This window comes from Streptomyces marokkonensis (assembly GCF_008312835.1).
GTDB classification, from domain to species: Bacteria; Actinomycetota; Actinomycetes; order Streptomycetales; family Streptomycetaceae; genus Streptomyces; species Streptomyces marokkonensis_A.
On record NZ_VSKS01000011.1, the window covers coordinates 175098 to 192849 of the forward strand.

The 17752-nt window shown below is 74.8% G+C and carries 16 protein-coding genes; 6 read left to right on the forward strand and 10 right to left on the reverse strand.

The window, feature by feature from the left end:
• Positions 1-146 precede the first annotated feature (146 nt).
• Complete coding sequence (locus tag F1615_RS20550) at positions 147-1034, reverse strand: RNA polymerase sigma-70 factor (RefSeq protein ID WP_149550486.1); 888 nt, start codon at positions 1032-1034, stop codon at positions 147-149.
• 168 nt (positions 1035-1202) lie between these two features.
• Here F1615_RS20550 and F1615_RS20555 point away from each other — a divergent pair, with 168 nt between their 5' ends.
• From F1615_RS20555 to F1615_RS20565, 3 genes are all read left to right on the forward strand, one after another.
• On the forward strand, positions 1203-2033 hold the full coding sequence (locus F1615_RS20555) for an alpha/beta fold hydrolase (RefSeq protein WP_149550487.1): 831 nt from the start codon (positions 1203-1205) through the stop codon (positions 2031-2033).
• 315 nt (positions 2034-2348) lie between these two features.
• Positions 2349-3935, forward strand: a complete 1587-nt coding sequence (locus F1615_RS20560) for an alkaline phosphatase D family protein (RefSeq protein ID WP_149550488.1) — start codon at positions 2349-2351, stop codon at positions 3933-3935.
• 98 nt (positions 3936-4033) lie between these two features.
• On the forward strand, positions 4034-5296 hold the full coding sequence (locus F1615_RS20565) for a GNAT family N-acetyltransferase (RefSeq protein WP_149550489.1): 1263 nt from the start codon (positions 4034-4036) through the stop codon (positions 5294-5296).
• Positions 5297-5367: 71 nt separating this feature from the next.
• Here the strand turns inward: F1615_RS20565 and F1615_RS20570 are convergent, their stop codons facing one another.
• A complete protein-coding gene (locus tag F1615_RS20570) occupies positions 5368-6543 on the reverse strand; it encodes a trans-sulfuration enzyme family protein (protein WP_244328801.1) in 1176 nt (391 codons plus the stop codon).
• A gap of 72 nt (positions 6544-6615) precedes the next feature.
• Here F1615_RS20570 and F1615_RS20575 point away from each other — a divergent pair, with 72 nt between their 5' ends.
• Positions 6616-7107, forward strand: coding sequence for an Lrp/AsnC family transcriptional regulator (locus F1615_RS20575; RefSeq protein WP_149550490.1), 492 nt, complete (start codon positions 6616-6618; stop codon positions 7105-7107).
• A gap of 32 nt (positions 7108-7139) precedes the next feature.
• Positions 7140-8828 carry a DUF885 domain-containing protein gene (locus F1615_RS20580; RefSeq protein ID WP_149550491.1) on the forward strand — a complete coding sequence of 563 codons (1689 nt, stop codon included), beginning with the start codon at positions 7140-7142 and terminating at the stop codon, positions 8826-8828.
• A 7-nt stretch (positions 8829-8835) separates the two neighbouring features.
• Here the strand turns inward: F1615_RS20580 and F1615_RS20585 are convergent, their stop codons facing one another.
• From F1615_RS20585 to F1615_RS20595, 3 genes are all read right to left on the reverse strand, one after another.
• Positions 8836-9681, reverse strand: a complete 846-nt coding sequence (locus F1615_RS20585) for an SDR family oxidoreductase (RefSeq protein ID WP_149550492.1) — start codon at positions 9679-9681, stop codon at positions 8836-8838.
• Positions 9682-9890: 209 nt separating this feature from the next.
• Positions 9891-10403, reverse strand: coding sequence for an immunity 21 family protein (locus F1615_RS20590; RefSeq protein ID WP_149550493.1), 513 nt, complete (start codon positions 10401-10403; stop codon positions 9891-9893).
• Positions 10404-10447: 44 nt separating this feature from the next.
• Positions 10448-10921: a rhodanese-like domain-containing protein gene (locus tag F1615_RS20595; protein WP_149550494.1), complete on the reverse strand. Its 474-nt coding sequence runs from the start codon at positions 10919-10921 to the stop codon at positions 10448-10450.
• 94 nt (positions 10922-11015) lie between these two features.
• On the opposite strand from F1615_RS20595, the gene F1615_RS20600 reads away from it, so the two are divergent.
• A complete protein-coding gene (locus tag F1615_RS20600) occupies positions 11016-11462 on the forward strand; it encodes an Lrp/AsnC family transcriptional regulator (protein ID WP_149550495.1) in 447 nt (148 codons plus the stop codon).
• Between the two features lie 7 nt (positions 11463-11469).
• Here the strand turns inward: F1615_RS20600 and F1615_RS20605 are convergent, their stop codons facing one another.
• From F1615_RS20605 to F1615_RS20625, 5 genes are all read right to left on the reverse strand, one after another.
• Positions 11470-14463: an AAA family ATPase gene (locus tag F1615_RS20605; RefSeq protein ID WP_149550496.1), complete on the reverse strand. Its 2994-nt coding sequence runs from the start codon at positions 14461-14463 to the stop codon at positions 11470-11472.
• Complete coding sequence (locus F1615_RS20610) at positions 14460-15623, reverse strand: exonuclease SbcCD subunit D (RefSeq protein ID WP_149550497.1); 1164 nt, start codon at positions 15621-15623, stop codon at positions 14460-14462. The genes F1615_RS20605 and F1615_RS20610 overlap by 4 nt, the downstream gene beginning before the upstream one ends.
• Positions 15624-15741: 118 nt before the next feature.
• Positions 15742-16368 (reverse strand): YigZ family protein, encoded by a 627-nt coding sequence (locus F1615_RS20615; RefSeq protein WP_149550498.1) that lies wholly within the window; start codon positions 16366-16368, stop codon positions 15742-15744.
• Positions 16369-16409: 41 nt separating this feature from the next.
• Positions 16410-16952: a SixA phosphatase family protein gene (locus F1615_RS20620; protein ID WP_149550499.1), complete on the reverse strand. Its 543-nt coding sequence runs from the start codon at positions 16950-16952 to the stop codon at positions 16410-16412.
• Positions 16949-17713: a hypothetical protein gene (locus F1615_RS20625; protein ID WP_149550575.1), complete on the reverse strand. Its 765-nt coding sequence runs from the start codon at positions 17711-17713 to the stop codon at positions 16949-16951. The genes F1615_RS20620 and F1615_RS20625 overlap by 4 nt, the downstream gene beginning before the upstream one ends.
• Between the last annotated feature and the right edge of the window lie 39 nt (positions 17714-17752).

A 17752-nucleotide genomic window follows, 5' to 3' on the forward strand; every position in this document is an offset into this window, starting at 1 on the left:
TTAAAGGTTGTTTCACTTGTCTGCGACGATAAGGCGGCCCTCACCCTTGGTCAATACCAATCGGCACGACGAGGAGGCCCCCGTCACGGCGCGACGGGGGCCTCGGGGCGGAGGGGCGGGGGCCTCGGAGCGGAGCGGGGGGGTCGCTACCGCACCACGGGGAGCGAGCGGAGCTTGTCGGGGTTGCGGATGACGTACACCGCCTGGACGCGCCCGTCGGCGACGTCGAGCTGGAAGACGGAATCGGGCTTGCCGCCGGACAGGACGAGCACCGCGGGGCCCCCGTTGAGCTCCAGGAAGCGCACGGCCGCGTCCGGCACCCCCTTGCCGACCACCCCGACGAGGAAACGCGCCACGTGGTCGGCGCTCTCCAGGACCCGCAGCGGGGCGCGCGACTTGCCGCCGCTGTCCCCGACGAGACGCACGTCCGGTGCGAGCAGTTCGATCAGCCCCGCCATGTCCCCGCCGGCCGCCGCGGCGAGGAATCGCTCCGTGAGGTCGCGCCGCCGGGCGGGGTCGACGTCGTAGCGCGGGCGCCGCTCCTCGACGTGCTTGCGGGCGCGTCCGGCGAGCTGGCGTACGGCCGGTTCGCCGCGGTCGAGCATGGCCGCGATGTCGGCGTACGGGTAGCCGAACGCCTCCCGCAGCACGAAGACCGCGCGCTCCAGCGGTGACAGGGACTCCATGACGACGAGGACGGCGAGGGAGACGGAGTCGGCGAGCACGGCCTGCTCGACGGTGTCCGGGGCGGTGTCGCCGAAGTCCGTGGCGTACGGCTCGGGCAGCCAGGGGCCCACGTAGGTCTCGCCGCGCGCCTTGATCTGGCGCAGCCGGTCGATGGCGAGACGGGTGGTGACGCGCACCAGGTAGCCGCGCGGCTCGCGCACCGCGGACCGGTCGCCGCCCGACCAGCGCAGCCACGCGTCCTGAACCACGTCCTCCGCGTCGGCCACCCGGCCCAGCATCCGGTAGGCGACGCCGAGGAGAACGGGGCGGTGCTCTTCGAAGACGTCGGTCGGGGTGTCGGTGGTCACGCCACCATCCCAGCCGACCCGCGCGGTCGTGTCCAGGCACCGCCGCGTCCCGGGCCGCGGGGCCCCGGCCCGGGAACAAGGGGCTACCCGTCGGTAGCAATTGCTGACAAGCTGTCTACGACGCCGGGCGGCGTCCGTTTCCGCGAGTCCCAGACGAGGAGCACCCCCATGCCCGCGACCGTCTCCTTCGAGGTCCCCTCTCCCCTCGGCCCGCAGACCGTGACCCTGTCCCACGCGCGCGTGGGACGCGGCGAACCGCTGGTCCTGCTGCACGGCATCGGTCATCACCGCCAGGCCTGGGACCCGGTGGTGGACATCCTGGCGACCGAGCGCGAGGTGATCGCCGTGGACCTGCCCGGATTCGGCGCCTCCCCCTCGCTGCCCGACGGCCTCGTCCACGACCTGCCCACCATGAACGCCGCCCTCGGCGCCCTGTGCGAGGCGCTGGAACTGGACCGGCCGCACGTCGCGGGCAACTCGCTCGGCGGTCTGCTGGCCCTGGAGCTCGGCCGCGAGCGGCGCGTCCGGTCCGTCACCGCCCTCTCCCCCGCGGGCTTCTGGACGCAGGCGGAGCGGCGGTACGCCTTCGCCGTGCTGCTCGGCATGCGGCGGACCGCCGAGCGGATGCCGCTGCCGCTCGTCGAGCGCCTCTCCCGTTCCGCGGCCGGCCGGGCGGCGCTGACGAGCGCCATCTACGCCCGCCCCGGGCGCCGTTCCCCGGAGGCCGTCGTCGCCGAGACGCTCGCGCTCGCCCGGGCCACCGGCTTCACCGAGACCCTCCGCGCGGGCGCCGCCGTACGGTTCACCGACGACGTGCCCGGCATCCCCGTGACCGTCGCCTGGGGCGCGCGGGACCGGCTGCTCGTCCCCCGCCAGGGAGTGCGCGCCAAGCGGACCATCCCCGGAGCGCGGCTGGTCCGGCTGCCCGGCTGCGGCCACGTCCCGATGAACGACGACCCCGCGCTGGTCGCCCGCGTCATCCTGGACGGCAGCCGCTGAACGGCACGGGCCGGGGCGGCGCACCTCGCCCGCGACGGCGCGCTCGACCGCCCGGTGCCGGTGGAAGGGCGTGGGCGCGCCTCCTGCGCCCGGTGACACTGCCCGTCGTCTCCGCTCGCGGCACGTACGCGCGGATCCTTCGAAGGGGCGGCCGACGGCCGGAGGCCGCCGCCGGGGTCGGATGCGGCGCGCCGTCCGTCCCCTCCCCCCGCGCGGGCGCGATCAGTTGTTCACTTGGGGTTCGCGTGCGAGCCGCGCCGCCCGAGTAGTTGTGGCAGCGCACACCGGCCGGATCCCGTCCCTGGAGGCGCCTCCATGTCACACCGCCCGTTCCCCGGCCGTCGCGCCGTTCTGCGCGGCTCGCTCGCGGCCTCGGCGGCCCTGACCCTGCCCGCCGCGCTCGGCACGGCGCCCGCCTTCGCCCGCTCCGGACGGCCTGAGGCCGGCTGGGGCGTGCAGACCGGTGACGTGACCCGTGACTCCGGACTGGTGTGGGTGCGGTCCGACCGTCCGGCCCGGATGATCGTCGAGACGTCCGCGACCGAGTCGTTCCGGCACCCGCGCAGATGGCGTGGTCCGCTGCTCGGCCCGGGCACCGACTTCACCGGCACCACCCGGTTGCGCGGGCTGCCTCCGGGCGAGCAGATCCACTACCGGGTGCTGCTCACCGACCCCGACGACCCGCGCCGCACCGGTGAACCGGTGACCGGCACCTTCCGCACGGTGCCGGCCCGGCGGCGGGACGGAGTGCGCTTCCTGTGGTCCGGCGATCTGGCCGGGCAGGGCTGGGGCATCAACCCCGACCTCGGCGGCTACCGCATCTTCGACGCCATGGCGCGGCTCGACCCGGACTTCTTCCTGTTCAGCGGCGACACCGTCTACGCCGACGGGCCCATCGCCGCGACCGCCGCCCTCCCGGACGGCGGCACCTGGCGGAACATCACGACCGAGGAGAAGTCCAAGGTCGCCGAGACCCTCGCCGAGTTCCGGGGCAACTTCCGCTACAACCTGCTCGACGAGAACCTGCGTCGGTTCAACGCCCGGGTGCCGTCCATCGTGCAGTGGGACGACCACGAGGTGCGCAACAACTGGTATCCCGGCCAGCGGATCGCGGACACCGACACCCGCTACACGGAGAAGAGCGTCGACGTCCTGGCGGCCAGGGCGCGGCGCGCGTTCGGTGAGTACTTCCCGATGTCGACGCTGCGGCCGGGTGCCCGGGAGGGCCGGGTGTACCGCGTTCTGCGGCAGGGCCCGCTGCTGGACGTGTTCGTGCTGGACATGCGGACGTACCGGGGCGCCAACTCCTCCGGTGACCAGACCGTGGACCCCCAGGGCATCCTCGGGCGGGAGCAACTGGACTGGCTCAAGCGGGAACTGGCGCGGTCGCGGGCCGTGTGGAAGGTGATCGCGGCCGACATGCCGATCGGCCTGGTCGTGCCGGACACCACCGAGGGGCGGAAGAACGTCGAGGCGGTCGCCCAGGGCGACCCGGGGGCGCCACTGGGGCGGGAGCTGCAGATCGCGGAGCTGCTGCGGTTCGTCAAGCACCGGCGGATCACCGGCACGGTGTGGCTGACGGCGGATGTGCACCACACCTCGGCCCAGCACTACCAGCCCGCGCGTGCCGCGTTCGGCGACTTCGAGCCGTTCTGGGAGTTCGTCTCCGGCCCGCTCAACGCGGGCGCCTTCCCGGCCGTCGCGCTCGACGCCACCTTCGGCCCGGAGCGGGTGTGGGTGAAGGCACCGACCGCTTCGAACGTCTCGCCCGCCGGCGGCCACCAGTTCTTCGGCGAGGTCGACATCGACGGGGACAGCGGCGAGTTGACGGTGCGGATGCGGGAGCAGGACGGCACCGTGCTGTTCACGAAGACGCTCCAGCCGGGCCTCGTCGGTCAGTAACGCAGCAAACAGGACAGAAGTACGCCTTTACCCATCAGTCACAGTGCGTTCGTGATCACGAAACACGATTCCTTCACAGTGGCTGTATGAGTCGAGACATGTCTGACGCGATGAGCACCCGGCACGGAGGTCCCGCACACCGCCGGTGGAACCCGGCGGGACTCGCCGCGCGGTGCACGGCGGCGTACCGCGCATGGCGGGTACGCCGCCACGGCCACGCACCGCCGGCACACGATACCGGCGACGCCCCGCCGCCCTCCGCCGCGGCCGGGGAGAGCGTGCTGTGGCGGATGCGGACGACGGTGAAGGACGAACCGGGCGCGCTGGCCGCGGTGTGCACGGCGCTGGCCGAGCGGCGGGTCGACATCCTGAGCCTGCAGACGCACCCGCTGGGCGAGGACACCGTCGACGAGTTCCTGCTGCGGGCGCCGGCGGGAACGGATCTCACCGGCGCGGTGTCGCTCGCCGGGGGCTCGGACACCTGGACCGAGCGGGCCGACGCCCACGACCTGGTGGACGCACCCACCCGGGTCCTGGGGCTGGCCGCCCGCACCGCCACGGACGCCGCGGAACTTCCGCTGGCCCTGCGCCAGTTGCTGGGCCGGTGCACGATCCGCTCCCAGCCCGCCGCGCCGCTCTTCGGACGGGCCGGGGCCGTGACCGTGCCGGCGGAGGGCTCCCTGGAGGAGACCGTGATCCGGCTGCGCGACCCGGAGGGCGGGGTCCTCACCGTCGAGCGGCCGCATCTGCCGTTCACGCCCACCGAGTTCGCCCGGGCCCGGGCACTGGTGGAACTGGACGCCCGGCTGGGCCCGCGGATCCCGCGCGGCCGTGACGTGCTCACGTTGCCGGAGGGCAGCGACATCTCCGTGCGCCGGGCGGACACCGGTGACCTGGCCGCCGCGCGGGCGATGCACGAACGGTGCTCCGCCGAGACCCTGCGCATGCGCTATCACGGGCCGGTCGGCGACGCGGACCGCTACCTGAACCATCTGCTGAGCCCGCGCTTCGGGCGGACGCTCGCCGCGCAGACCGCCTCGGGCCGCGTCGTCGCCCTCGGCCACCTGCTGTGGGACGGGGACGAGACCGAGCTCGCGCTGATCGTGGAGGACGCGTGGCAGCGCCGGGGGGTCGGCGCCCGGCTGCTCACCCGGCTGGTGGCGATGGCGGCCGAGGCGGGCTGCGCCCAGGTGTACGCCGTGACCCAGGCGTCCAACACCGGCATGGTCGCCGCCATGCGCGGTCTGGGCCTGCCGCTCGACTACCAGGTGGAGGAGGGCACCCTGGTCGTCACGGCCCGTCTGGACGCCGTACCGGCCCACCGCGTACGGCAGTTCGGCGAGCACATCGGCCGGGCCTAGGTCACCGTGTCCGGCGACGGGGAAGGGCCCGGCGGGAGTCGCCGGGCCCTTCCCCGTGTGGCCGGTGGGCCTCAGCCCCGGGCCAGTTCCTCCCGGCGGGCGGGCGTCCCGGCCCGCTCCCCCAGGGCCGAGTCCAGGTCGGCCCACAGGTCCTCGACGTCCTCCAGGCCGACCGAGAGCCGCAGCAGCCGGTCGCTGACCCCGGCGTCCCTGCGGTCGTCGGCGTCGACGATGCGGTGGCTGATGGACGCCGGGTGCTGGATGAGCGAGTCCACGCTGCCGAGGCTCACCGCCGGGGTGATCAGCCGCACGCCGGCGATCACCTCGTGCGGGTCGCCGTGCACCTCGAAGGAGACCATGGCCCCGCCGATGGCGGGGTAGTGCACCCGGGCCACGCGGGGGTCGGCGGCGAGCCGGGCGACGAGTTCCGCGGCGTTCGCGGACGCGGCCCGCACCCGTACCGGCAGGGTCGACAGTCCCCGCAGCAGCAGGTAGCCGGCCAGCGGATGCAGCACCCCGCCGGTGGCGAACCGCACCTGGCGCAGCCGCCCGGCGAACTCCTCGTCGCAGGCCACCACGCCCGCCAGTACGTCCCCGTGACCGCCGAGGTACTTGGTGGCGCTGTGCAGCACCAGCCGGGCCCCCTGCTCGGCCGGACGCTGCAGGACCGGCGTGGCGAAGGTGTTGTCGACGAGCAGCGGCACGGAGCCGCAGGCGTGGGCGACGGCCCGCAGGTCGATCTCGGCGAGCGTGGGGTTGGCCGGGGACTCCACCAGCACCAGACCCGTGTCGGGGCGCAGCGCGTCGGCGACCCCGGCCGGGTCGGTCCAGGTCACCTCGGAGCCGAGCAGCCCGGCGGTCAGCAGATGGTCACTGCACCCGTACAGCGGGCGCACCGCGACGACGTGCCGCAGTCCCATCGAGCCGCGGACCAGGAGCACGGCGCTGAGCGCGGCCATGCCGCTGGCGAACGCGACCGCCGACTCGGTGCCCTCCAGCCGCGCGAGGGCGGTCTCGAAGCGGGCGACGGTGGGGTTGCCGAGCCGCCCGTAGACGGGCGGGCCGTCCGGTTCGGCTCCGGTGGTGGCGAAGGCGTCGATGCGGGCGGCCTCCGCGCGGCTGTCGTACGAGGGGTAGGTGGTGGACAGGTCGATCGGCGGGGCGTGCAGTCCGAGTCCGGCGAGGTCGTCCCGGCCGGCGTGCACGGCCTCGGTGGCGAGTGCTCGGGTGGTGCGTCGCGTGTCCATGCCCAGGTCCATGTACGGAAGGTTGAACACCGACCGGGGACTATGGGTCGCTTCCCGTGCTACGTTCGGCCGGTGGCCGAATCTGTCGTACTGGATCCGGTGGACCTCCATCTGCTGCGGCTGCTGCAGAACGACGCCCGGACGACGTACCGGGACCTCGCCGCACAGGTCGGGGTCGCACCGTCGACCTGCCTGGACCGGGTGACCCGGCTGCGCCGCTCCGGCGTGATCCTCGGGCACCGGCTGAAACTGGACCCGGCCAAACTGGGCCGGGGCCTGCAGGCACTGCTGTCGGTGCAGGTCAGACCGCACCGGCGGGAGCTCGTGGGGCCGTTCGTGGAGCGGATCAGGGCCCTGCCGGAGTCACTGACCGTGTTCCATCTGACCGGTCCCGACGACTATCTGGTGCATGTCGCGGTCGCCGACATGACGGACCTCCAGCGGCTGGTGCTCGACGAGTTCACGTCCCGGCGCGAGGTGGCGCGGGTGGAGACGCGGCTGATCTTCCAGCAGTGGGACTGCGGGCCGCTGCTGCCGTCTTCGCCCTCGGCTCAATCCGGGTGACGCGCGGCGGGCCGCGTACCAGGATGGTCCGCATGTCACAGACCAACAACGCGCTCCCCCGTCAGGTCGCCGACGCCTACGTCGACGAGCTCATCGCCCTCGATCCGGTCACCGGGACGTTCCTCGGCGTGAAGGAGAGCTCCTCCCGGCTGCCCGACCTCTCGCCCGCCGGTCAGGAAGCCGTCGCCGAGCTCCAGCGGGCGACCCTCGCACGGCTCGACGAGGCCGAGCGGCTGCCCGGCGCGGACAGCGACGTCGAGCGCCGCTGTGCGCGCCTGCTCCGCGAACGGCTCACCGCGCACCTGGCCGTGCACGAGGCCGGCGAGGGGCTGCGCGAGGTCGGCAACCTGGGCACGGTCGCCCACTCGGTGCGCGAGGTGTTCACCGTGACGCCGGCCGTGACGGAGGAGGACTGGGCGGCGATCGCCGAGCGGTTGCGCGCGTTCCCGGCCGCGCTGGCGGGCTACCGGGAATCCCTCGCGCTGGGCCTCGAGCGCAGGCTGCACGCGGCGCCCCGCCCGACGGAGACGTTCATCGGACAGCTCACCGAATGGGCGGACACGGGCGGGGGCCGCGGCTGGTTCGAGGACTTCGCGGCCTCGGGACCGGACGCGCTGCGCACCGAGCTGGACGAGGGCGCCCGCGCGGCCACCGCGGCCGTCGTGGACCTGCGGGACTGGATGCGCGACGTGTACGCGCCGGCGATCGAGGGCGCGCCGAACACGGTGGGCCGCGAGCGCTACGCCCGCTGGTCCCGCTACTACAACGGCACGGACCTGGATCTGGACGAGGCGTACGCGTACGGCTGGTCCGAGTACCACCTGCTGCTCGGCGAGATGAGGAAGGAGGCCGAGAAGATCCTCCCCGGCGCCGCGACGCCGTGGGTGGCGCTGGCGCACCTCGACGAGCACGGCCGGCACATCGAGGGCGTCGACGAGGTCCGCGCGTGGCTGCAGGGCGTGATGGACCGGGCCGTCGAGGCCCTGGACGGCACGCACTTCGACCTCGCCGAGCGGGTACGCCGGGTGGAGTCGCGGATCGCGCCCGCCGGCAGCGCGGCGGCACCGTACTACACGCCCCCGTCGGAGGACTTCTCCCGGCCGGGCTGCACCTGGCTGCCCACGATGGGGCTGACCCGCTTCCCCGTCTACGACCTGGTCTCGACCTGGTACCACGAGGGCGTCCCCGGGCATCACCTCCAGCTGGCGCAGTGGGTGCACGTGGCCGAGGACCTCTCCCGCTACCAGGCCTCGGTGGGCATGGTGAGCGCCAACGCCGAGGGCTGGGCGCTGTACGCGGAACGGCTGATGGACGAACTCGGGTTCCTCACGGACGCCGAGGAGCGGCTGGGCTACCTGGACGCGCAGATGATGCGGGCGGCCCGGGTCGTCGTCGACATCGGCATGCACCTGGAGCTTCGGATCCCGGCGGACTCGCCGTTCCACCCGGGTGAGCGGTGGACGCCGGAGCTGGCCGAGGAGTTCTTCGGGGCGCACAGCAGCCGCCCGGCGGACTTCGTGGAGAGCGAGCTGACCCGCTATCTGACGATCCCGGGCCAGGCGATCGGCTACAAGCTCGGTGAGCGGGCGTGGCTGCTGGGCCGGGAGAACGCGCGCAAGCGGCACGGCGACGCCTTCGACCTCAAGGCCTGGCACATGGCCGCGCTGTCCCAGGGGTCGCTGGGGCTGGACGACCTGGTGGACGAACTGTCGGCCCTGTGAGCCGCGGTCAGCGCCGGAAGCCGCCCTCCGAGTCGATGACCTGACCGGTGATCCAGTCCGCCTCGTCCGTGGCCAGCCACGCGATGAGGCGGGCGGGGTCGTCGGGCATACCCCAGCGGCCGGCGGGGAAGAGGGCGGCGATCGCGTCGTAGGTCTCACCGCTCAGGTAATCGGTGTCCACCGGGCCGGGATTGACGGTGTTCACGGTGACCGCGTGCCCGGCCAGCGCGGTCGACAGGGAGCGGGTGACGGAGGCGAGCGCGCCCTTCTGGAGGGCGTAGGCGATCTCGCCGGGCATGCCGCCGGCGATGTCCTGCCCCGAGGTCATCATCACCACGCGCCCGCCCGGGGTGCGGGGCGGCAGGGCGGCGCGGTGCCGGGCGTGGGCCTGGATCAGCAGCAGCACCGAGCGTGCATCGACGGCCCAGTGCGCGTCGAGCATGGCGGCGTCGATCGTGTCGAGGTCGCCGTCGGAGCCGCTGAGGGCGTGGTTGGCGACGAGGACGTCGAGCCGTCCGCCGAGCGCCTCGGCCGCGCGGGCGTGCAGCTCCGCGGGTGCCGCGGGGTCGGCGAGGTCGCCCGGGCCGGCGAGCACCGTCGCGTCCGGGTCGCCGAGGGCCTCGCGCACGGAGGCGGTCACGTCCTCGATCCGGTCGGCGCCCCAGGGCATGGCGGCGTCGTGCGGCACATGGTGGTGCAGGTAGACACTGGCTCCGTAGGCGGCGAGCCGCCGTGCCACGGCGTGTCCGATGCCGCCGCGTCTGCTGGCCCCGGTGACCAGCGCGGTGCGGCCGCGCAGCGGCAGGGGGTCACGGCGAAGCGCTTCGGGGGCGGGGTGCGGAAGCCTGGGCATGATCACCCATCATGGGGCAGGTGCCGGTCCGGCGCACACGGATATGGTGGGTCGGCCCTGCCGGCACGCCGCGCGTCATCGCGGGGACGGCCCCTGTCCGTCCGGGCCGCGCCGCCTCACGGCCCGCACCGCCCGTGAGGCGGAGGGAGCGCTCCGGTCGCGCGACGCGGGTCGGCCGGTCACCACGCCGGGGAACGGTCCGGCACGGTTCAGGGCAGCGGTCCGAGCTGTACGAGGACCAGCCAGGTCTCGGGGCCCGGCCGCACCCGCGCGGCGCGGACCGCGTAGCGGCCGGGGGTGAGGGTCAGACGCACGTGGTCGGTGCCCGTGGAGCGGGCGCCGGGCCAGGCCGCGTCGAACAGCACGACCGTACCCGGCACCTTCCAGTGCACCTCGGTCCGCCACCGGGCGGTGTGCAGCGCCGCCGGGACGCTCGCCGGCAGCTCCGCCTCCGCGTGTCCGGCGACCCAGCGGACGAAGGTGCCGTGCTCGGGGAGGAAGGCGGTGGCGGCGGGTTCGCCGCCCAGGACGAGGGCCGCCGCGTCGCCGACCGGGAGGAGCCCGACGAGCCCGTCCACCTCGCAGGCCCGGTCGTAGTCCGACGCCGTCTCCTCGCCGTCGGCACCCGTCCAGAACGGCAGCACCGTCTCCGGCACCGCGATGAGCGGCCCGCCGCCCGACTCCACCCACTCGGCCGTGCCAGGCTCCGCGTATCGCACCATGACGCAGAACCTACCGGGTCGACTCCCTTGCCTGGCCCGGGGGTTCAGCATCCGCAGTGGTCGGCGCCCACGGGTGCGGTCAGCGGGTCGGGGGCTCGGCGCTCGCGGCCCCACCGGGTCTCGAACTCCAGCCCCTCACGCACCCAGTACTCGAAGCCGCCGAGCATCTCCTTGACCCGGTAGCCGAGTTCGGCGAGGGCGAGCGCGGCGCGGGCGGCGCCGTCGCAGCCGGGGCCCCAGCAGTACGTCACGACCGGCACCGAAGGATCCAGGAGCCGCGCGGCCCGCTCGGGAACGAGCGCGGTGGGAAGGTGCACCGCGCCCGGGACGTGGCCCTGGTCCCAGGCCTCGGTGGAGCGGGAGTCCAGCAGGACGAAGCCGGGGTCGGCGTCCGCCGCGAGCGCGGCGGCCACGTCGGAGACGTCGGCGTGGAGGGCGAGGCTCGCGCGGAAGTGGGCGGCGGCCTCGGCCGGGGAGGCGGGGGCGACACGCAGGACGGGGTTCACGGTGGTGGTCATGGGAGAGAAACTACGGGCGCGACGTCCGGCCCTGAAGGGGAGATCCCCGGCCTTCGTCTTGATCGGCCGGGGGATCGCCTGCTACTTCTCGGGAATGACCACGTATTCACCGGACGCCACGGACTGGCGCATTCTCGACGTCCTCCAGCGCGAGGGACGGGCCAGTTTCGCCGAACTCGCCCGTGCCGTCTCGATGTCCGCCAGTGCGGTCACCGAGCGGGTGCGCCGGATGGAGGAGGCCGGCGTCATCCGGGGCTATGCGGCGGTGGTGGACCCGGAGCGGATCGGGCTGCCGATCCTGGCCTTCGTACGGCTGCGCTATCCGACCGGCAACTACAAGCCGTTCCACGACCTCGTCGCCGCGACGCCCGAGATCCTGGAGGCACACCATGTGACGGGCGACGACTGCTTCGTCATCAAGGTCGCCGCCCGTTCGATGCGGCACCTGGAGGAGGTGTCGGGCCGGATCGGCACGCTCGGCTCGGTGACCACCAGCGTCGTGTACTCCTCGCCCCTGCCGCGCCGCCCGCTGGGGCGGTGAACCACCCCTATCGCGTCCCGCGCTGCCGCAGCTGCGAACCCGAGCGGCCCTTCACGACCTCCAGTTGGGCGTGTATCCGCCGGCGAAGATCGGCCACGTGGCTGACGATGCCCACGCTGCGGTCGCGTTCGCGCAGGGAGTCCAGGACGTCCAGGACCTCGTCGAGGGTCTGGTCGTCGAGGCTGCCGAAGCCCTCGTCGATGAAGAGGGTGTCCAGCCGGACCCCGCCGGCCTCGTCCGTGACGACGTCGGCGAGGCCCAGCGCGAGGGCGAGCGAGGCGAAGAAGGTCTCGCCGCCCGAGAGGGTCGCGGTGTCGCGCTCCCGCCCGGTCCAGGCGTCGACGACGTGCAGCCCGAGGCCGCTGCGGCCGCGGCCGGTGCGGTCGTCGGAGTGGACGAGGGTGTAGCGCCCGGACGACATGCGGTGCAGTCGCACGGTCGCGGCGGCGGCGACCTGCTCCAGCCGGGCGGCGAGGACGTACGACTCCAGGCGCATCCGTCGCTCGTTGTCCGCCGAGGTGCCGGCCGCGAGACCGGCCATGCGGGCCACTCGGTCGTACTCCTCGCGCAGCGGTCCCAGCCGGCGTACCGAGGCGGCGGCCCGCGCGGAGAGCCGGTCGAGCTCGGCGCAGCGCCGGACGGCGGCGTCATGGGCGGAGGCCGCCTCGCGCGCCCTGCGGCCGGCTTCCTCGGCGGTCCGCCGCGCGGAGGCGAGGTCGGCGGGCGGCCGCTGTGCGGCGGCCGCGGTCTCCGGCTCGGCGAGGACGGCCCGTACGGCCGCCTCCTCCTGCTGCCGGGCGTCCAGGCGCCGTTGCAGCGCACGATGGGCGGCGTCGTCGAGGAGGGCGTCGGCGGCGGCCTGCGGGGTGTCGAAGCCCGCACGGAAGGCGGCGTCGGCCAGCCGGGCGTCGGCCTCCTTGAGCCGCTGGGCCGCGTTCTCGGCGGCGCGGGCGGTGTCGGCGGCGTCGGTGAGCCGCGCGACGCTCTGTTCCAGCTGCGCGGCGCGCGCGGTCACGCTGGCGGCGTCCCCCCGCGCCTGGGCCAACTCCGCCTCCAGGCTCGCGCGTTCCCGGTCCAGCCGCTCACGGTGGCCCACGCGGGAGGCGGCCCGGACGGCCGCCTCGCGCTGGGCGGCGACCCGCAGCTCGTGCTCGTGCTCCGCGCGGCGCAGCTGTTCCTGCGCGGAGTGCAGCACGGAGGCGGCCTCCCGCGCCCGTGCGTGTTCCTGTTCCAGCTCGTCGACCGCGCGGGAGAGTTGTTCGGTGGCGCCGTCCCCGGCCTCGGCGCTCGCGGCGGCCAGTGCCTCCCGTACGACGCCGAGCCGCTGCTCGGCCTCCGCGTGGCGGTCGTCCGCGCCCTGGTAGTCGGCGAGGGCGCGTTCCTCCGTCTCGCGGTCGACGTGCCCGTCGACCTTGCGGGCGGGGGCGGGGTGCTCGGTCGCGCCGCAGACCGCGCAGGGTGCGCCGTCGGTGAGACCGGCGGCCAGCTCGGCGGCGATGCCGTTCAGCCGCTGTTCCTTGAGATCGAGCCACTGCTGCCTGGCCGTGAGCGCGCGCTCCCGGGCGGCTCGGGCCTGCTCGGCGGCCGTTTCCATGTCCTCGGCGAGCCGGTCCCGCAGCCGCGCGGCGTTCAGCCGCTGCCGCGCGGGGTCGCGCTGCACGGCCAGTTCACCGGCCCGGGTCGCGGCCTGCCGCGCGGCTTCGATGCGGCTCTGCAGACCGGCCCTGGTCTCCTCCCAGTCCGCGAGCCAGGACTCCGCGTCCTGGAGGACCTCCTCGTCGGCGCGTTCCTGGCGGTCCAGGCCGGCGCGCTCGCCGAGGAGATCCGTCAGGCGCCGCTCGGCGCGGCGGGCCGACTCCAGCCCGCCCAGTTCCTCGGCGGCCCTGCGGGCGGCGACCGCGAGTCCGGCCGCTCCCGCGTCCGCCAGGGACGCCGGGAGCAGGGCTCGCGCGCGCAGCTCGGCCGCGGCCGCCCGCCGGTGCTCGGTCTCGGCCGAGTCCCGCAGTTCCAGCGCGGGGGCGACGGTCTCGGCCTTGCGCGCCCGCTCCATGCGGGTCTGCGCCCGCTGGTGGGCGCCGGCCTCCTCCTCGAGCCGCGCCGCCCGCTCCCGCGCCTCGGCGAACCGCCGTTGCAGCCGGTCCCGTTCGCGTTCCCCGTCCAGGGCCCGGCCGGCGTCGGCCAGGGCGGACTCGGCGGCGGCGAGGCGGCAGTGGGCGGCGGCGAGCTGTTCCCGCGCGGTGCTGCGGGCGACGGCGGCCGCGGCCAGCACGGCCTCGGCCAGTCCCGGTTCGCCGGGCGTCAGCCCGGGCAGTTCCATGGTCCCGCCCGCGGCCTGCTGCATCCGGTGGGCGTCGGCCAGCAGGTCGGCGTCGCCGTCGCGCACCCGGGACTCGGTGGCCCGCCGGCGTTCGGCGAGGCGCTTCTCCACGTCGGCGAAGCGGCGCGTGTCGAAGAGGCGGCCCAGCAGCTTGCCGCGGGCCTCGGCGTCGGCGCGCAGGAAGCGGGCGAAGTCGCCCTGGGGCAGCAGCACGACCTGGCAGAACTGCTCCCGGCTCATCCCGAGAAGCTGGGTGATCTCCTCGCCGATCTCCTGGTGGGAACGGCTGAGGTCCTTCCAGGCGCCCGAGACGGCGTCGCGTTCCCGCAGCCAGGTCTGGGCCTTGTCCAGGGTGGTGCCCGTGCCGCGCTTCTTGGGGCGTTCCCAGGGCGGCTGACGGGTGATCTCCAGGCGGCGTCCGGCGACGGTGAGCTCGAGCGTGACCGAGGTCCGGGTGGCCGGGGCGGCGTGGTCGCTGCGCAGCGCCGTGCCCTGGCCGCTCTGCCGGGCCCCGGGGACGGAGCCGTACAGCGCGTAGCAGACGGCGTCCAGGACGGAGGTCTTGCCGGCGCCGGTGGGACCGTGCAGCAGGAAGAGCCCCGCGGCGGACAGGTCGTCGAAGTCGACGCTCTGGGTGCTCCCGAAGGGCCCGAAGGCGGTGATGTCCAGCCGGTGCAGCCTCATCGCGCCACCTCCCGCACCGCGTCGTCCGCCCGGACGGCGTCGAAGGCGTCGCGCAGGACGGCCCGTTCGCGCGCGTCGGGGCCGGTGCCGCGCACGTGGGTCACGAAGTCCTCGGCGATCTGCCGGTCGTCGCGGCCGGCGAGGCGGCGGGCGTAGGAGACGTCGGGGTCGTCCGTGGTGCGGGCCGGGTCGAAGACGAGGCTGAGGGTGTGCGGGAAGCGCTCGGTGAGCCGGGCCATGGGGTCGGCGGGGCGGACCGGGTCGGTGAGCGTCGCCTCCACCCACGCCTCCTCGTGGCGCGCCAGCGCGGGGTCGGCGAGCAGGTCCTCCAGGGTGCCCCGGATCCGGGCCAGCGCGCGCGGCACCGGGCAGTCGACGCGCTCCGCGGTGACGGCTCCGTCGGCGGCCAGGTCGACGAGCCACATGGTCTTGCGGTGGGCGGCCTCCGAGAAGGAGTACGGCAGCGGGGAGCCGGAGTAGCGGACGCGGTCGGTGATGGTCTGGCAGCCGTGCAGATGGCCGAGCGCCGCGTAGTCGACGCCGTCGAACACCCCGGCGGGCACGGCGGCCACCCCGCCGACGGTGATGTCCCGCTCGCTGTCGCTGGGTTCACCGCCGGTGACGAAGGCGTGGGCGAGGACCACGGAGCGGGTGCCGGGCGCGCGGCCGGCGAGATCGGCGCGGACGCGTTCCATGGCTGCGGCGAGCACCTCCTCGTGGCCGGCCTTCTCCACCGCGAACTCGTCCCTCACGAGGGCGGGTTCGAGATAGGGCAGCCCGTAGAAGGCGACGTTCCCGTGCGCGTCGGACAGCACCACGGGGGTGCCGCACGCGGACGGTTCGGTCCGCAGATGGATGCCGGCCCGCTCGATGAGCCCGGCGCCGACGCCCAGGCGGCGGGCCGAGTCGTGGTTCCCGGAGATCATGACCGTGGGCACGCCGAGGGCGGCGAGGCGGTGCAGAGCCTCGTCGAACAGTTCGACCGCGGCGAGCGGCGGCACCGCGCGGTCGTACACGTCTCCCGACACGACCACCGCGTCCACGTCGCGCTCGCGCACGGTGGTGACGAGGTGGCCGATGAACCCGGCCTGGGCATCGAGCATGCCGACCCGGTGGAAGGACCGGCCGAGGTGCCAGTCGGAAGTGTGCAGCAGTCTCATGATGGCCGCAGCGTAACCGGCGGGTCCGACAGCACGGGCGGTTACTCCCGTATCGCTCCGTCATGACCCGGTCCGTATTCGCCCGTTATCGACCGGAAGAGATCTATTGGGGGGCCGGTCACACGTCCCCGTACGCCTCCCCGCCGAGTTCGAGACCGGCCGTTCCCGCGGTCGCGTCGGCGAGCCAGGCGCGGAAGGCGGGCACGTCGGCGTCCGGGAGGCCGATCCCGATCGTGACCTCCTCGCCGTAGTGCACCTCGCGCACCTCGCGCCCGGTGGCGCGCAGGTCGTTCTGCACCTTGCCGGCCCGCTGGTGGTCGACGGTCACCGTGGCCAGCCGGAAGCGGCGCCGGGTGCGGGTGCCGACCGTGTCCAGCGCCTCGCCGACGACGCCGCCGTAGGCGCGGATGAGGCCGCCCGCGCCGAGCTTGACGCCGCCGTAGTAGCGGGTGACGACGGCGACGACGTACCGCATGTCACGGCGCAGGAGCATCTGGAGCATGGGGACGCCGGCGGTACCGCCGGGCTCGCCGTCGTCACTGGCCTTCTGGGTCGAGGCGTCGGCGCCGATGACGTAGGCCCAGCAGTTGTGGGTGGCGCCGGCGTGCTCCTTGCGGACGGCGGCGATGAAGTCCTGCGCCTCCTGCTCGGTGGCCGCCGGGGCGAGGGCGCACAGGAAGCGGGAGCGGTTGATCTCGGTCTCGTGCACACCCGCGCGCGCGACGGTGCGGTACTCGTCCTGCATCCGGCCAGCCTATGCGCCGCCGGGCGGGCGGGACGTCGCGGCTACCGCTTCCCGCCCCGGGGCACGGTCAGTGACGTGAGCAGGGCGCCGCCGGGAGCGAGGTCCCGCCACCGGGCGCCGCGCCAGGACAGCTCGGCGATCGCGGACGTCGGGAACTTGGCGCGGACGCGGTCCAGGGTGTCGTCCAGGCCGTCGTCGGCCAGGGTCAGGACGAGGTCCTCGAGTCCCGGGTTGTGGCCGATCAGCAGCAGTGTCTCGACCTCCGCCGGCACCTCGTGGATCACGGCCAGCAGCTCGGGGACGTCGGCGTCGTACAGGCGCGGGTCGTGGCGCACGGGCGGGGGCGTGCCCCACTGCGCGGCGGCCAGCTCCCAGGTGCGCCGGGCGCGCACGGCGGTGGAGCACAGCGCGAGGCCGGGCAGGCGGTCGGCCCCGGCGAGCGCCCGCCCGGCGGCGGCCGCGTCCCGGCGGCCGCGTGCGGCGAGGGGGCGTTCGTGGTCGGTCACGCCCGCCGGCCGGGCGGACTTGGCGTGGCGCAGGACGACCAGGCGGCGCAGGGGCCCCGCGCCGGCGCGTTCGATCATGCCGGTGACCCCAGGTCGCGGGTGAGGTGGAGACCGAGCAGGCGGTCGGCGTAGGCGTAGGTCTCGAAGCGGGCGCCGTCCGCCAGGTCCGGATCCGTCTCCACCGCGCGGAGCACGCCCAGCACACCGGCCGTGTCCAGGTCGTCCTCCCACGCGGCGCGCAGGTCCGCGCGCACCGGGTCGGGGACGGGGCGCGAGGGCCGGTGCGCCCAGGCGGCGACCGCGCGGCGCCAGCGGCCGAGGGTGTCGCCGGCGTCGCCCAGGGCGGCCGGGCCGACCGTCACGGGTTCGCTCCGGGGATGCGCGAGGAGGGTCAGGCGCAGGACGGCGGGGTCGGTGTCGCCCGGCGGGCCGGGCGCCTCCCAGTGCACGGGTGCCACGGCGAGGCGCACCCCGTCGGGGGTCTCGCCGCCCTCGCCCACCACGTGCAGCACCTGCGCCTCACCGAGACCGGCACCGGCGTCCCGGCCGTCCTCGAAGGGCCGGACACCGAGGGCAGCGCCCGCGGCGCGGAGCTCCGCCTGCTGCCGCTCGCCGGTGAGCAGCGCCCACACGGGCGTGCCGCCGAGTTCCAGGGCGCGGACGAGCAGGTCGGCGACGAGCAGCACCCGCAGGTTCGTCGGGTCGAGCCCCCGCGAGTGGGCCTCGACCCGGGTCAGGCCCCGCCGGGCGGGGGCGGCGTCCACGGGCTCGCCGGTTCGGGCGTCGGTGATGCGCAGCACGAGGCGAGCGTAGGCGCGCGAGCGGGCGTACGCAGGTATCTCGCACGCATTTCGGGTCGCCGTTCGCCGTTCCGGCAC

Excerpts from the sequence above, each read along its gene's own strand:
- F1615_RS20555 (WP_149550487.1), top strand. The coding sequence starts at position 1,203 with ATGCCCGCGACCGTCTCCTTCGAGGTCCCCTCTCCCCTCGGCCCGCAG.
- F1615_RS20560 (WP_149550488.1), top strand. The coding sequence starts at position 2,349 with ATGTCACACCGCCCGTTCCCCGGCCGTCGCGCCGTTCTGCGCGGCTCG.
- F1615_RS20565 (WP_149550489.1), top strand. The coding sequence starts at position 4,034 with ATGTCTGACGCGATGAGCACCCGGCACGGAGGTCCCGCACACCGCCGG.
- F1615_RS20570 (WP_244328801.1), bottom strand. The coding sequence starts at position 6,543 with ATGGACACGCGACGCACCACCCGAGCACTCGCCACCGAGGCCGTGCAC.
- F1615_RS20580 (WP_149550491.1), top strand. The coding sequence starts at position 7,140 with ATGTCACAGACCAACAACGCGCTCCCCCGTCAGGTCGCCGACGCCTAC.
- F1615_RS20585 (WP_149550492.1), bottom strand. The coding sequence starts at position 9,681 with ATGCCCAGGCTTCCGCACCCCGCCCCCGAAGCGCTTCGCCGTGACCCC.
- F1615_RS20590 (WP_149550493.1), bottom strand. The coding sequence starts at position 10,403 with ATGGTGCGATACGCGGAGCCTGGCACGGCCGAGTGGGTGGAGTCGGGC.
- F1615_RS20595 (WP_149550494.1), bottom strand. The coding sequence starts at position 10,921 with ATGACCACCACCGTGAACCCCGTCCTGCGTGTCGCCCCCGCCTCCCCG.
- F1615_RS20600 (WP_149550495.1), top strand. The coding sequence starts at position 11,016 with ATGACCACGTATTCACCGGACGCCACGGACTGGCGCATTCTCGACGTC.
- F1615_RS20605 (WP_149550496.1), bottom strand. The coding sequence starts at position 14,463 with ATGAGGCTGCACCGGCTGGACATCACCGCCTTCGGGCCCTTCGGGAGC.
- F1615_RS20610 (WP_149550497.1), bottom strand. The coding sequence starts at position 15,623 with ATGAGACTGCTGCACACTTCCGACTGGCACCTCGGCCGGTCCTTCCAC.
- F1615_RS20615 (WP_149550498.1), bottom strand. The coding sequence starts at position 16,368 with ATGCAGGACGAGTACCGCACCGTCGCGCGCGCGGGTGTGCACGAGACC.
- F1615_RS20620 (WP_149550499.1), bottom strand. The coding sequence starts at position 16,952 with ATGATCGAACGCGCCGGCGCGGGGCCCCTGCGCCGCCTGGTCGTCCTG.